Origin of the sequence: Streptomyces sp. NPDC086549, from assembly GCF_044746205.1 — a bacterium.
In the GTDB taxonomy this organism is placed as follows: domain Bacteria; phylum Actinomycetota; class Actinomycetes; order Streptomycetales; family Streptomycetaceae; genus Streptomyces.
Genome location: NZ_JBIVBS010000006.1, coordinates 172832 through 186913 on the forward strand (window position 1 = coordinate 172832; position 14082 = coordinate 186913).

Annotated in this window: 10 protein-coding genes and 1 tRNA gene; 3 read left to right on the forward strand and 8 right to left on the reverse strand. The window is 70.6% G+C overall.

Features of this window, described 5'->3' with window-relative positions:
- Positions 1-204 precede the first annotated feature (204 nt).
- Entirely contained in the window at positions 205-2403 is a 2199-nt protein-coding gene (locus tag ACIPSA_RS21015) for an elongation factor G-like protein EF-G2 (protein WP_402637109.1), read from the forward strand.
- 217 nt (positions 2404-2620) lie between these two features.
- On the forward strand, positions 2621-4267 hold the full coding sequence (locus ACIPSA_RS21020) for a hypothetical protein (RefSeq protein WP_402637111.1): 1647 nt from the start codon (positions 2621-2623) through the stop codon (positions 4265-4267).
- A gap of 151 nt (positions 4268-4418) precedes the next feature.
- On the opposite strand, the gene ACIPSA_RS21025 is transcribed toward ACIPSA_RS21020, so the two are convergent.
- The 4 genes from ACIPSA_RS21025 to ACIPSA_RS21040 all read right to left on the reverse strand — a co-directional run bounded on the left by ACIPSA_RS21025 (position 4419) and on the right by ACIPSA_RS21040 (position 9028).
- Positions 4419-4979, reverse strand: coding sequence for an HIT family protein (locus ACIPSA_RS21025; protein ID WP_402637114.1), 561 nt, complete (start codon positions 4977-4979; stop codon positions 4419-4421).
- Between the two features lie 113 nt (positions 4980-5092).
- Positions 5093-7069 (reverse strand): threonine--tRNA ligase, encoded by a 1977-nt coding sequence (thrS, locus tag ACIPSA_RS21030; RefSeq protein ID WP_402637117.1) that lies wholly within the window; start codon positions 7067-7069, stop codon positions 5093-5095.
- 151 nt (positions 7070-7220) lie between these two features.
- Positions 7221-8465 (reverse strand): hypothetical protein, encoded by a 1245-nt coding sequence (locus ACIPSA_RS21035; RefSeq protein ID WP_402637120.1) that lies wholly within the window; start codon positions 8463-8465, stop codon positions 7221-7223.
- On the reverse strand, positions 8462-9028 hold the full coding sequence (locus ACIPSA_RS21040) for a DUF4365 domain-containing protein (RefSeq protein ID WP_402637123.1): 567 nt from the start codon (positions 9026-9028) through the stop codon (positions 8462-8464). The genes ACIPSA_RS21035 and ACIPSA_RS21040 overlap by 4 nt, the downstream gene beginning before the upstream one ends.
- Before the next feature lie 168 nt (positions 9029-9196).
- On the opposite strand from ACIPSA_RS21040, the gene ACIPSA_RS21045 reads away from it, so the two are divergent.
- Positions 9197-9922, forward strand: coding sequence for a 3'-5' exonuclease (locus ACIPSA_RS21045; RefSeq protein WP_402637126.1), 726 nt, complete (start codon positions 9197-9199; stop codon positions 9920-9922).
- Positions 9923-9960: 38 nt separating this feature from the next.
- Here the strand turns inward: ACIPSA_RS21045 and ACIPSA_RS21050 are convergent.
- The 4 genes from ACIPSA_RS21050 to ACIPSA_RS21065 form a co-directional block, all read right to left on the reverse strand.
- Positions 9961-10032 (reverse strand) — tRNA-Val (locus tag ACIPSA_RS21050).
- Positions 10033-10085: 53 nt separating this feature from the next.
- On the reverse strand, positions 10086-10532 hold the full coding sequence (locus ACIPSA_RS21055; RefSeq protein WP_402637722.1) for an SRPBCC family protein: 447 nt from the start codon (positions 10530-10532) through the stop codon (positions 10086-10088).
- 133 nt (positions 10533-10665) lie between these two features.
- Positions 10666-13404, reverse strand: coding sequence for a Tat pathway signal sequence domain protein (locus ACIPSA_RS21060; protein WP_402637129.1), 2739 nt, complete (start codon positions 13402-13404; stop codon positions 10666-10668).
- 95 nt (positions 13405-13499) lie between these two features.
- Positions 13500-14081, reverse strand: coding sequence for a hypothetical protein (locus tag ACIPSA_RS21065; RefSeq protein ID WP_402637132.1), 582 nt, complete (start codon positions 14079-14081; stop codon positions 13500-13502).
- Position 14082: the final 1 nt, after the last annotated feature.

Consider the following 14082-nt stretch of genomic DNA (forward strand, 5'->3'; position numbering starts at 1 on the left):
ACCGCCGGGCACCCGGACCCGTTCCCCGGATCCGGCGGATGGCCCGCCGATGACGGTGGGGCACGCGATCGGCGTCCGCCGTATGGACGCACCGTGACGGGAGTGGAAAGCTCGAAGGACCGCGGGCGTCATCGGAGCCGCCACCGCACGCGGCCCGGCATGCCCGCGCCCACAGTGACCTCACCGTGCACGGGAGGCAAGGCCATGGGCGACAAGGCACAATCACACCCTGGGGCCGCCGGCAGGGCTACGGCGGCCGACCATCCCGCGTCCGTACGGAATGTGGTGCTGGTCGGCCACTCCGGTTCGGGCAAGACGACTCTGGTGGAGGCTCTCGCGCTGACCGCGGGAGCCGTGAACCGGGCAGGCCGTGTGGAGGACGGCGGCACCGTTTCCGACTACGACGAGATCGAGCACCGCCAGCAACGTTCGGTGCAGCTCTCCCTGGTCCCCGTCGAATGGGACGGGTTCAAGATCAACCTTCTCGACACCCCCGGATACGCCGACTTCGTCGGAGAGCTCAGGGCCGGTCTGCGAGCGGCGGACGCGGCCCTCTTCGTCGTCTCCGCGTCGGACGGCGTGGACGGCTCGACCCGTACGGTCTGGGAGGAGTGCGCGGCGGTCGGCATGCCGCGGGCCATCGTCATCACCCACCTGGAGGCCGCCCGCGCGGACTTCGAGGAGATGACGCGGGTGTGCGCGGAGACGTTCGGCGGGGACGACCCCGACGCCGTGCTCCCGCTCTACCTGCCGCAGCACGGCCCGCAGGGGCCCGACGGGCACGCCCCGGTGACCGGGCTGGCCGGACTGCTGTCGCAGAAGCTGTTCGACTACTCGTCCGGGGAGCGCAAGGAGTCCGAACCGGGCGAGGAGCAGCTGCCGCTGATCGAGGAGGCGCGCAACCGGCTCATCGAGGGGATCATCTCCGAGAGCGAGGACGAGACCCTCATGGACCGCTACCTCGGCGGTGAGCAGATCGACGTCACAACGCTGATCGAAGACCTGGAGCGGGCCGTCGCGCACGGGGTCTTCTTCCCCGTCCTGGCCGCCGCCCCCGCGGCCGAGGGCGCCCGGCAGGGGCTGGGCACGGCCGAGCTCCTGGAGCTGATCACCGGCGGCTTCCCGACTCCGCTGGAGCGGGAGACGCCCGGGGTCACCACGCTCGACGGCAAGCCGCGCCAGGTGAAGCCGTGCGATCCGAACGGGCCGCTGGTCGCGGAGGTCGTGAAGACCTCGTCCGACCCGTACGTCGGCCGGGTCTCCCTGGTCCGGCTGTTCTCGGGCACGCTGCGCCCCGACGAGACGGTGCACGTCTCCGGGCACGGGCTCGCCGACCGGGGGCACGAGGACCACGACGTCGACGAGCGGATCGGCGCCCTGTCCACACCGTTCGGCAAGCAGCAGCGCCCGGTGACGCACGCCGTCGCGGGCGATCTGGTGAGCGTGGCGAAGCTGGGCCGCGCCGAGACCGGGGACACACTCTCGGCCAAGGACGACCCGCTGCTGATGGAACCGTGGGAGATGCCCGATCCGCTGCTGCCGCTGGCCATCCACGCGCACAGCAAGGCGGACGAGGACAAGCTCTCGCAGGGCCTGAGCAGGCTGGCCGCCGAGGACCCGACGATGCGCCTGGAGCAGAACCAGGACACCCACCAGGTGGTGCTGTGGTGCCTGGGCGAGGCCCACGCGGACGTCGCCCTGGAACGGCTGCGCAGCCGCTACGGCGTCCAGGTCGACGTCGTACCCCACAGGGTCTCCCTCCGGGAGACGTTCGCGGCCAGGGCCGCGGGGCGCGGGCGGCACGTGAAACAGTCGGGCGGGCACGGGCAGTACGCCATCTGCGAGATCGAGGTCGAGCCGCTGCCGGGCGGCTCGGGCATCGAGTTCGTGGACAAGGTGGTGGGCGGATCCGTGCCGCGGCAGTTCATCCCGTCGGTCGAGAAAGGGGTGAGAGCCCAGGCGGCCAAGGGAGTTGCGGCCGGCTATCCGCTGGTCGACGTGCGGATCACGCTGCTCGACGGCAAGGCGCACTCGGTGGACTCCTCCGACGCCGCCTTCCAGACAGCCGGTGCGCTGGCACTGCGGGAGGCCGCGGCGGACGCGAAGATCCATCTGCTGGAGCCGGTGGCCGAGGTCAGCGTGCTGGTCGGCGACGACTACGTGGGCGCCGTGATGAGCGACCTGTCGGGGCGGCGCGGCCGGGTGCTGGGCACCGAACAGGTGGGCTCCGGGCGCACTCTCGTACGGGCCGAGGTGCCCGAGTTCGAGATCGGCCGGTACGCGGTCGACCTGCGGTCGCTCTCGCACGGCACCGCCCGCTTCAGCCGCGCGTACGCGCGGCACGAACCGATGCCGCCACAGGTTGCCGAAAGGATTCGCGAACAGGCAAAGGAAGCCTCGTAGTCGGCGTTCCCGGAGCGCTCCGCACAGCCTTTCGGAACGTCATCCTCCGAACAGGCGGGCGGCTTTGGCCGTCCGCCTACGGATGTCGGTGCCTGCGGATACGCTGATCACCTGATCACGTCGTGCTGGATCAGGACTATGACCTGTTCAACAGGTGTGCGGAGCAAGGAAGTCGGGAAGGCCGCAGAAGCGACACCGGCGGCGATCGGGGGCGGGAATGTCGATTGGAACCGAGTGGGACGGGCCACAGGTGCCCATCTCCGGCAACGAGAGCCAGGCGGCGACCTTCGCACTGGCCTCGGCCGCCTACCGGGACAGTCCGTTCGACGAGATCACGAAGGCCGACAACGACCGGCACAAGTCGACCGTCAAGGCGGGCCGGATCGCCCTGTTCCGGCCGAACCTGGGCGAGGCCTTCTCCCGGGCCGTGGTCGACCGCATGCTCGGTGCCGGCCGCGCGCCGCTCATCCAGTCCTTCGGCATGGATCCCCAGGTCGTCGTGGAGCACAGCCTGGCGGCCAACAACATCCGCAAGGCGCGCGACAACCGGCTGTCCACCGTCATGGTGGTGTGCGGCCTGCTGTTCCTGCCCGGACTGCTGGTCTGGCTGCTGGTCTTCCAGCTCCGCACATTCGTCGCCAAGCGCGACGACAAGCGGGCCGGGGCCCTCGCCACCACGCTGCTCGTCGCGGTGGGCGCGGTCGCCGTGATCTTCCTGATCCGCATGCCGTTCACGGGATTCTGGGCCTGGTACGCGCGCGGGTGCGTCGCCGCCCCCGTGCTGGGCTGGTTCTGGGCCAAGCGGATCTGCGAGCGCACGGCACACGACCTGCGCGGGCGCTGGGACGGCCTGCTCTCCGGCAGCAGCGTGGGCGCGAAGGTCCCCGAAACAGTGCCGAGCAGCCCCGGTGAGACCGCGGCCGAGCAGATGCGCCAGTCCCTCGCCCGGCTCAGCGCCGAGCAGCAGTCCAACTCCGTCTTCTACGCCGGCCCCAAGGGCATACTCGGCATGGGCACGCGCTGGGGATCCTGGCAGCTCGCCGAGGACCTGCTGCCGGCCGATCCCAGCCGGGAGATCCACCCGTTCCGCAGCTGGGACGTCATACAGTCCATCCACGACCAGCTGCGCATGCTGGAGCGCGGCCCGCTGAACACCGGCGGCTTCCCCAAGCCGTCCATCAAGCACTGGATCGTCACGCCGATCGGGGAGAACGCGACGGCGGTGTCCCGGCCGGAGGGCACGGACGTCGAGGCGTACTCGGTCAAGTCCCACGCGATACAGGACATCTGCAACAAACAGCAGTTCGGCAGCGGTAACCGGCACTACCTGGGCGTGCAGTGGACGCTGTGGGACGGGCAGTTGGTTCTCACCATGCTGATCACGGTGACCGTGCTGCACCAGACGCTGCGCATCGAGGTGACCGGGCACGCGCTGGGGCCCGTGCACTCGCTCTTCACCACGAAACCCGCGGCGCCGACGAAGGAAGTCGCCAAATCCCTCAAGCCCTGGGAGAACCGGACGATCAAGCTCCCGCTGGTCGGTACGGACGAGGTGGTACGGCTCGCCGCGCGGGCGCCGCTGACCTGGTATCCGCCGCTGCTCAAGTGGCTCGGCGGCTCGCTGGGGCTGCCCGAGCCGTTCGGTCTGCGGCACGCGTGGGCGGACCAGCCGTGGCGGCACCGATTCATGGCCGACGACGCGCTGCGCGCTGCCACGCCGGTGCTGCGGGTGGTGCACTCGGCGGCGCTCCGGGTGCTGGAGGAGAACGGCGTGGACACGGAGAAGTTCGGCTCGCGGTCGGCGTTCCTCAGTACGGCCGTGCAGGATCCGTCGCCGAGGAAAGCCGACCTCTACGACGCGTAGGCCTCCGGCGGTTCGGCAGGGCTTTTCGTGCGGGTGGGTGGGGGTTCCCGTCTCCTGGGGGCTGCCGCCCCCAGACCCCCGCTTCGGCCTGGACGGCCTCGTCCTCAAACGCCGGACGGGCTGAAATATCGCCGACCGGCACCGTGAAGAGTCACGCCGTCGGCCAGGCCTCCGCCAGCATCTTTCTCGTGTCTGCCAGGAGCTGCGGCAGCACCTTGGTGTGGCCCACCACCGGCATGAAGTTCGTGTCGCCGCCCCAGCGGGGGACGATGTGCTGGTGGAGGTGAGCGGCGATGCCGGCCCCCGCGACGGTGCCCTGGTTCATGCCGATGTTGAAGCCGTGGGCGCCGGAGGCGGTGCGCAGGGCCGTCATGGCCTGCTTGGTCAGCTCGGCGAGCTCGGCGGTCTCCGGCCCGGTCAGGTCGGTGTAGTCGGCGACATGACGGTAGGGGACGGTCATGAGGTGGCCGCCGTTGTACGGGTAGAGGTTGAGCACCGCGTAGACATGCTCGCCACGACGGACGATCAGGCCGTCCTCGTCGGACTTGGCCGGGATCGAGCAGAACGGGCAGCCGTCGTCGGCACCCGGGCCGCTCGGCTTGTTCTCGCCCTGGATGTAGGCCATCCGGTGGGGCGTCCACAGGCGCTGGAACGCGTCCTGCGTCCCCACTCCGATCTGCTGTTCCGGCTCACTCGTCATGCCATGCAGCATATGGCTTCGCCCGTTCGTGGCGTGTCGCCGGGGCACAGGAGGGCCGGGGAACGGGGAACGAGGAAGGGCCCCGGGAACCTGATCGGTCCGCCGGGGCCCATCGGTCCGCGGGATCAGACCTGCGTCCGCTCCTCAACGACCTTCACGATCTTCGCGATCGCCTCGTCGAACGGGATGCCGTTCTCCTGTGAGCCGTCGCGGTAGCGGAAGGAGACCGATCCGGCCGACATGTCGTCGTCGCCCGCGATGACCATGAAGGGCACCTTCTGCTTCTGGGCGTTGCGGATCTTCTTCTGCATGCGGTCGGAGGAGGCGTCCACCTCCACGCGCAGTCCCCGCTTCTTCGCCGCCGCGGCGAACTTCTGCAGGTACTCCACGTGCCCGTCACCGATCGGGATGCCGATCGCCTGGACCGGGGCCAGCCACGCCGGGAAGGCGCCCGCGTAGTGCTCCAGGAGCACGGCGAAGAAGCGCTCGATCGAGCCGAAGAGGGCCCGGTGGATCATGACGGGGCGCTGCTTGGAGCCGTCGGCGGACGTGTACTCCAGGTCGAAGCGCTCGGGCAGGTTGAAGTCGAGCTGGATGGTCGACATCTGCCAGGTACGGCCGATCGCGTCCTTGGCCTGGACGGAGATCTTCGGGCCGTAGAAGGCGGCGCCGCCCGGGTCCGGAACCAGGGGCAGCCCCTGCTTCTCGGCCACCTCGCGGAGGGTCTCCGTCGCCTCCTCCCAGACCTCGTCCGAACCGACGAACTTCTCCGGGTCCTTGGTGGACAGCTCCAGGTAGAAGTCGGTCAGGCCGTAGTCGCGGAGCAGACCGAGGACGAAGGTGAGCGTCTTGTCCAGTTCCTCGGACATCTGCTCGCGCGTGCAGTAGATGTGCGCGTCGTCCTGGGTGAAGCCGCGCGCCCGGGTCAGGCCGTGCACCACGCCCGACTTCTCGTACCGGTACACGGTCCCGAACTCGAAGAGGCGCAGCGGCAGTTCACGGTAGGAGCGGCCGCGCGCGTCGAAGATCAGGTTGTGCATCGGGCAGTTCATGGGCTTGAGGTAGTAGTCCACGCCCTCGTCGAGCTGCATGGGCGGGTACATGCCCTCGGCGTACCAGTCGAGGTGGCCCGACGTCTCGAAGAGCTTCCCCTTGGTCGCGTGCGGGGTGTAGACGAACTCGTAGCCCTCCTCCTCGTGACGGCGGCGCGAGTAGTCCTCCATCACGCGGCGGACGATGCCGCCCTTGGGGTGGAAGACGGCGAGGCCGGAGCCGATCTGCTCGGGGATCGAGAACAGGTCGAGCTCGTTGCCCAGCTTGCGGTGGTCGCGCTTCTCGGCCTCGGCGAGGAAGTCGAGGTACGCCTTCAGCTCGTCCTTCGACGGCCAGGCGGTGCCGTAGATGCGCTGGAGCATGGGGTTCTTCTCGCTGCCGCGCCAGTAGGCGGCCGCGTTGCGCATCAGCTTGAACGCCGGGATCAGGCGGGTGGAGGGCAGGTGGGGGCCTCGGCAGAGGTCCTTCCAGCACAGCTCGCCGGTCTTGGCGTCCAGGTTGTCGTAGATCGTCAGCTCGCCGGCGCCGACCTCGACGTCCGCGCCGTCGTCGGAGGACGCGGAGCCCTTGAGGCCGATCAGTTCCAGCTTGTACGGCTCCGCGGCCAGCTCCTCGCGGGCCGCCTCGTCGGTCACGACACGGCGGGAGAACTTCTGCCCGCGCTTCTGGATCTCCTGCATCTTCTTCTCGATGGCCTTGAGATCCTCGGGCGTGAACGGCTTCTCGACGTCGAAGTCGTAGTAGAAGCCGTCCTTGACCGGCGGGCCGATGCCCAGCTTGGCCTCGGGGAAGATCTCCTGCACGGCCTGGGCCAACACGTGGGCGGTGGAGTGGCGCAGGATGCCCAGGCCGTCCTCCGAGGAGATCTCGACGCCCTCGACGGTCTCGCCGTCGGTGAGCTCGTAGGTGAGGTCCTTGAGCTCGCCACCCACGCGCGCGGCGATGATCGAGCGCTCGCCGGCGAAGAGGTCGGCCGCCGTAGTGCCCGTCGTCACCACGCGTTCTTCCCGCTCGGAATCGCGCTGGATGATCACACGGACGTCTGACACCGGTCTCTCCTGACTGCAGGTGGGGTGCGGCGCCATACCGGGAGCGCGCGCAATAGGGGATCGTACCGACCCCGACCCTCCGACCGCGAAACGGTCACCCACAGTCCCCGGTCGGTCGCAGCGCTTCGCGGCGGGTCGCGGGCCTGCCCGGTCAGTCGCAGTCGTCCCCGCTGCACGCCTCCTCGAAGAAGTCCCCCTTTTCGGCGTGCTCCTGGAGCGACTTCATCAGCCGGTCCCGCTCCGCATCGTCCACCTGCACCGGTGCGACCCCGAAGGCCCCGGTCAGCCGCCGGAAGCCGCCCCTGCTCTCCAGCCGCCCGTCCACCCGCACCGGCAGTCCGACGAGGTGCGCGTGCCCGGCGATCCGGTAGTCCTCCTCGTCCAGCGTCACTCGCAGGTGCGGCACCTCGGCACCGGCGATCACCCGCAGCCGTACGCTGCCCTCGCCGCGCGGCCCCGACCGGCGCATCCGGACCACGGCCCCGGTGATCCGCACCGGCACGGACGGTTCGTCGCGCAGATAGCGGGCCCCGGCCTCGCGCAGCACGGGCAGGTCGCCGGGCGAGAACTCGACGGGCTCGGCGGAGGCGGCGCAGTCCTCGGGAACGCCCGCGGCGGGCGCCCACTCGACAGCGATCCGGGCGCCCTCGGTGCCGCGCACCAGGACGATCAGGGCATCGGTGAGCTCGCGGCTGACGCCTGCCCGCACGGCACCGTCGAAGGCGTCCATGCCGCCGGTGGCCCGCTGGTAGTCGATCGCCTCGCGGGCGGCGTACAGGGCCTGGTGGAGGCGTACGGCGAGCGGGCGTCCGGCGCCCACGGGCACGAAGGCGGTGAGCCGGCGGCCGCCGGTCGCCGAGCCGACCAGGACGTTCTCCAGCATCGCGGCGGCCGAGCGCCGGTGCCGGGCGCCGTGATAGCCCGCACGCGCGCGTGTGGCGAGCGCGCCCGCGAGCAGCATCTGCCGGGCGGCCGTGCGCAGTTGTTCCTCGACCGGCCAGGGCGCGGTGCCGACCGGTCCCGTCGGCACGTCCCGCCACCAACGGATCTCGTCGCTGGGCACGGCGAGCCCGACGAGGACCTCGCGCGCCGAGGGGCTGCCGCTGCGGGCGAGGGCGACGAGCGCCTCGCCGAGCAGGTCTTCGCTGTCCGGGAAGGCGCGGCTCTCGGGCACCAGCAGGCTGGTCCCGCCGCCGTCCGGGCCTGGCGGGGTCCAGCGGCCGTAGCGCCCGGCGGCGCCGCCCCGCCGCTGCCAGCCGTGCCGGAGCAGCAGGGCACCGAGCACGGCGGGGTCGACCTCGGCGGGCTCGGGGGGACGGTTCCAGTGGGCGGCGTCCCCGTTGACGGGATGCGGCCTGCCCTCCCGCAGGGACTCCTCGTACGGACGGTGCCTCATGGCCTGCCTCCCGTCCCGACCCGCGTCATGATCTCGCAGAGCGCCCGGTCGTCGAATATGCGTGAGGTCGGTATCCGCACGGTGGTCCGGTGCCGGCCGGTGATCGGATGGCCGGCGAGGTTGACCCAGTAGCAGCAGTGCCGCAGGTCGAGCCGGTCGTGGCTGGCGCGCAGCCAGTCCTCCGGGGAGCGCGGGACGAGCATCACGACCAGGATCTTGTGCACCGAGACCGGGGTGCGGGCGAGCTTGCGCAGATGGTCGTTGTCGAGCGTGAAGGAGAAGAACCGGCCCGGCGGGTTCGGTGCGATCTGGTACGTGCACTTCAGCTGCACCTTGATGGTCACCTCGTCGTCGACGGTGTGCCCGGGTGCGCTGTGGCTGACGTGCCAGTCGATGCCGTTGTCCGGGAACGGCTGCGACAGCGAGCAGCCGGCCGCCGCCGCGACCGCGTGCAGATAGCCGACCTGCAGTGTCTCCATGCAGGCGGTGGTGGCGAGTGTGCCGCGATGGGGTGCCGTCCGTTCGGGCAGCAGCCCGCCCCGCTCGGGCTGCGCTATCACCATGACCAACAGCCTTCCAAGCCAAGTGTTTCCCCGCTGCGGGCCGCTGAACTGCAAAGACCCGCACTCCTGTTGTGTCCTTCCGGCGTACGGCGCAAACAGCCCGGGTATCACCAAACAGGCGGAAGACGGGACGTCAGCTGCCGTGGGTGAACGAGGAGTTGTATTGCGATGACGTGCTGGTACGAGGGGCCCTTGGCCGCCTTCGACACGGAGACCACGGGCGTTGACGTCGAGACCGACCGGATCGTGTCGGCCGCCGTCGTCGTCCAGGACGCCCCGGGCGCCCGGCCCCGGGTGACCCGCTGGCTGGTGAACCCGGGCGTGCCGGTGCCCGAGGGGGCGACGGCGGTGCACGGGCTGACGGATGAACACCTGCAGCACAACGGCCGCTGGCCGGCGCCGGTGATGTTCGAGATAGCGGAGGAGCTGGCCGAGCACGCTGCCATGCACCGCCCGCTCGTGGTGATGAACGCGCCGTTCGATCTGACGCTCCTGGACCGGGAGTTGCGTCGCCATCGTGCGTCGTCGCTGGGGTGCTGGTTCGAGTCGTCGCCGTTGCTGGTGCTCGATCCGCGGGTCCTGGACAAGCACCTCGACCGTTACCGCAAGGGCCGTCGCACTCTGACCGACCTGTGCGAGCACTACGGCGTCACGCTGGAGGGCGCGCACGACGCGGGTGCGGACGCGCTGGCCGCGCTGGAGGTCGTACGGGCGGTGGGGCGCCGGTTCGCGACCCGGCTGGAGCGTCTCTCCCCCGCCGAGCTGCACACGCTGCAGATGACGTGGCACGCGGCACAGGCGCGCGGGCTGCAGGCGTGGTTCGCGCGCAGCGGCTCGGACGAGGCGGTCAACCAGGACTGGCCGCTGCGTCCGGAGCTGCCCGCGGCGGCATGACAAAGGCCGGTCCGCTGCTGCGGACCGGCCTTTCCCGGTGGGCGATACTGGGTTCGAACCAGTGACCTCTTCGGTGTGAACGAAGCGCTCTCCCACTGAGCTAATCGCCCGGGAACGCACTGAACCATACAGGTCTCGGCGGGTGTCCCACAAACCGCTTCGCTCATCCCGCTTCCAGGTACGCGGCCAGTCCCTGCCGCCCGGCGCGCATCATCAGCCGGTGGTTGGCGCGGAAGACCGGCCGTCCCGGCACGGCCAGCCGCCGCAGCAGCGGCCTGGTCACGTCGACGGCCTGCTCGTAGCGGGCCAGGGTCCCCGGGCCGTCGGCGGTGACCGTCCAGCGCGCCCAGCCGTCGATGTCGCCGGACATCGTGATCTCCAGGACCCCGGCGGCCGGGTCGCGGCGTTCCTCGCGCGCGGTGAAGGTCATGGCGTACGGGAGGACCGAGCGGATCGTGAAGACGCCGGTGGTGTCGTCGAGCCGGGTCACCGAGCGCACCTGGGGCCACCAGCGGGGGTAGTCCTCGGCCCGCTCCAGCGCGCCGTACACGACGGCGGGTGGCGCGGGCACGGACCAGAGGCTGAGAAAGCGGTAGTGGGACCAGTCCATGGGCAGAGTCTGCCCGGACGGCCTGCCGTCTCCGGGGATCTGAGTACGCGTACTCATGCCGTACGGCGTGACGCGGACCACACTCGCGGGTACGAGCGCCGCCGCCCGTGCGACGGCGCTCCCCCACCGCCCGCTAGGACGGCATCCTGTCGCCCAGCAGGGCCAGGTTCTCGATGGCCGCGAGACCGTACAGCGCGGTGTCGTTGGAGGACACCCAGCTCGCCTCGCTGCCCGCGACGAGCGTGACCGGGCCGCTCAGCTGCTCCGTCTTCCACGGTGAGGACTCGGAGTAGCCGTCGGAGCCGTAGAACTTCGTCCAGGCGCGTTCGGCGAGTGTCTCGTCGCCGGTCTGGACGGCCGCGTACGCGTCGAGGCGGGAGTGGCCCTGGAAGAGGAGCAGGGTGCCGAAGTTGGTGCCGTAGCGGGCGGCCTGCTCGGCCTTGGTGGCGTTGAAGTAGCGGCAGTAGTCGAAGTACGCCTCGCTGAACTTCGGCATGTCGATCAAGTGGATGAGTTCCGCGCAGAGTTCGTTGAGGCCGAAGACCGCCGAGAGGTGGGACACGGAGACGACCGGGGTGCCGGCGGTCGCGAACCTGCCGGTGTCGAGGTCGTACAGCCCGCTGCCCTGGACGAAGCCGTTGGGCTGGGCGGCGATGCCCTCCATGGTCGACAGCACGCGCGCCCTGGCCTTCTCCCACTTGGGGCCTTTGCGCTCCCACTCGGTCAGCCAGGCCGACACCAGGCCGCTCCAGTCGGTGCCGAAGCCGATCGACAGGGCGTGCCGGTCGGGGGTGTAGGGGTCGGTGCGGACCTTGCGCAGCGGGTCGAGGACCAGGAACGTCTCGTCGGAGTCGACATTGGCGTGCATGAGGTCGCCGACGCGTTCGTCGGCGGTGAGGAAGTAGTAGAAGCGCCGGTAGGTGGTGTTGGAGATGCGCTGCTGCTTGGCGCTGTCCGCGAAGTGCTGAACGCCGTGCCGGGTGCCTAGGCCGGCCCACTGGCCGATGTGGTAGACGTCGACCTCTCCGGTGTGCCGGGTCAGCGACTCGGCGAACCGGAAGATGTCGGAGCGCCCGCTTCTGAGGTACGCGTACCAGAGCCACAGGTCGGGCGAGAGCTCCGAGTTGTCCCAGGCGTAGCCGCCGACGTCGTACCGCCACTGGTGGCGCACGGTGTCGTAGGTGTGCATGAAGTCGCCGTAGTCCCAGAAGCCGTACCAGCGGCGTTGCTCCACCTGGTCCCTGTAGTAGGTGAAGAGGAAGTCGAGGTGGTCCTCGATCTTCGCCTTGGCGGCTGTCGAGCGGTCGGGCTCGGAGTAGAGGCCGGGGCCGAAGACCTTGGCCTTGATGAGCTGCTTGGGCGGGGCGGCGAGCTGGGGCAGCACGCGGACCGCGTCGATCTGGTCCGCGAGGGTCTCCGGGGTGGGGGTGGTCTCGTTGGCCCAGAAGAGGAGTTCGGAGGTGCGGGCGATGCCGTAGGGAGTACCGAACTCGGGCTCGTAGTCCTCGTAGGTGATGTTGAGGCCTTCGAGCTGTTCGGCGTAGGTGTCCTGGCCCATGCCGTCGTGGTAGAAGCGCAGGTCCATGGGCTGCGCCTGGGGCGACCAGAGCCAGAGGGTGACCTCGGCCTCGTCGGTGTGGGCGTCGCGGATGTCGAGCTGGGCGGGGAACTTCTGCCAGAAGTCCCGCAGGCCGAAGGAGAGTCCGCCGCTCGCCCCGCCCACGTACCCGAACCCGGAGGCCCGCCTGCCGCCGCCGGCGGCGATCCAGCCGTAGCCCTTCTTCGTCCGCTTGCGGAGGGTGAAGCCGTCGGCGGAGAGCTGGGCGAGGGTGTAGTCGCCCCAGTGGGGGATGTACTGGAGCCGGGTGGTGACACGTTGGTCCCAGGTGGACGGGTCGGGCAGCTTCTGGCCCGCGTACTGGGCCGCCTGCACGGCCGCGCCGGGGTCGCGGCGCAGTCCGGTGATGCCCTGGACGGCCTCCCGCAGCAGGCCGGTGCCCTCGCCTCCGATGCGGATGTGCCGGTCGTAGGCGGCGTCCCGCATCGGCACGGTGAAGCGGACGCCGAGTCCGCGGATGAAGTCGCCGCTCGCCTTGCCCGGCTCCTGTGTCCCGTCGTAGGTGATCGTGTGCACCATGCGGAAGGAGTCGGCGCCGGCGTAGAAGTAGAGCCGGATGGAGAACGGCAGCCAACTGCGGTCGCCCTTGCGGTGCTTGCCGTCGATGCGGACCACGGCGCGGACCGGGCCGCCCTGTTCGACGGTGACCGACGAGATGGCGCCGTCGAAGCGCTCGGTCTTCACCGCGCCCTGGTCCTCGTCCTCGATCTCGGGCTGGCGGATGAGGACGAGGCGGCCGTGACTGGCGATCTCCGTCGACCCTCGGGTGACCGACTTGATCAGTGTGGAGCCGTTCTTGCCGATCTTCACGGCGATCACGCCGGTCGACACGTCGATCGTGCCGCCGCTCTTGACGATGGTGACCTTCTTGTCGGGCGCGGCCCCGTCGCCCGCCGCGAGCGTGAGCTTTCCGCTCCCCGAACTCACCGCGTGGGCGGTCCACTTGAGGGAGCCGTCCGGCCAGTAGGCGAGGGGCCAGGACTGGACGGGCACCTCCTTGCCGTCCTCGTCCGCCAGCGCGAACGTCTGGTCCTCCCGGAACGCGCCCATCGGCCAGGGCACACCCACGGTCGAGCCGGGCGCGGCGCCGAGGCCGCCGTCCTCCAGCCAGTCCAGTGTCACCGGTTCCGCGTCGGCGGCCTCGGCTCCGGGCGCGGCTTGCGCTTCCTTCGCCCCCAGCGCCCAGCTGAACTGGGCGGCGGCGCCGGCCACGGCGGCCACCTTGAGGAGGGACCTGCGGGGGATGGGAGACATATTCCGCCTTTCCTTTCCGTGCGAGTGCAGGGTGGTCAGGGGCATGACAGAGAGGTACGGCACCGGAGGCGCCGCCCTTGCACGGGCACCGCTCGTCAGCGGCGCCGGTGGCGCTCCTCCACGGCGACGGCCGCCGCAGCGACGGCACCCAGCACGGGCACCGCCAGCGGCGCGATGAGCAGGGCGGAACAGACCACGAGGACCGCTCCCCCGACAAGCAGGAAGGATCCGCCGGGGTCGAGGACGGTACGGCGGCCGGCCTCTGCGAGCAGGGTGCGCCAGCGGTCGCCGGGCGCCCAGACTGCCGCCGCGCGCAGCCCCGCGACCGCGAGACCGATCACCGCGAAGAGGCCGACGGCCCCGACGAGCGGCCCGCCCGGCAGCCCGGCCCGCACGGCCTGGACATCCACCCAGGCGACGGCGACCGCACCCCACCCGGCGAGCCCGGCGGCCCAGCCGCCGCGCACCGCGAGCCGGAAGTCCGCGGCGAACTCCCGCCAGCCGCCGCCCACCTGGCCGGTACGGCGGCGCAGATGGCGGGCGCCGGCGGCGAAGGCGGCCGGGTAGGTCACCACTCCCAGCGAGGCGACGGCGATCCACACCCCGGTGAGCAGACACTCGGCGAAGACGCCGAACTTCTCCGTGAAGACGGACGGCTTTGCTCGCACGTCGGCCACG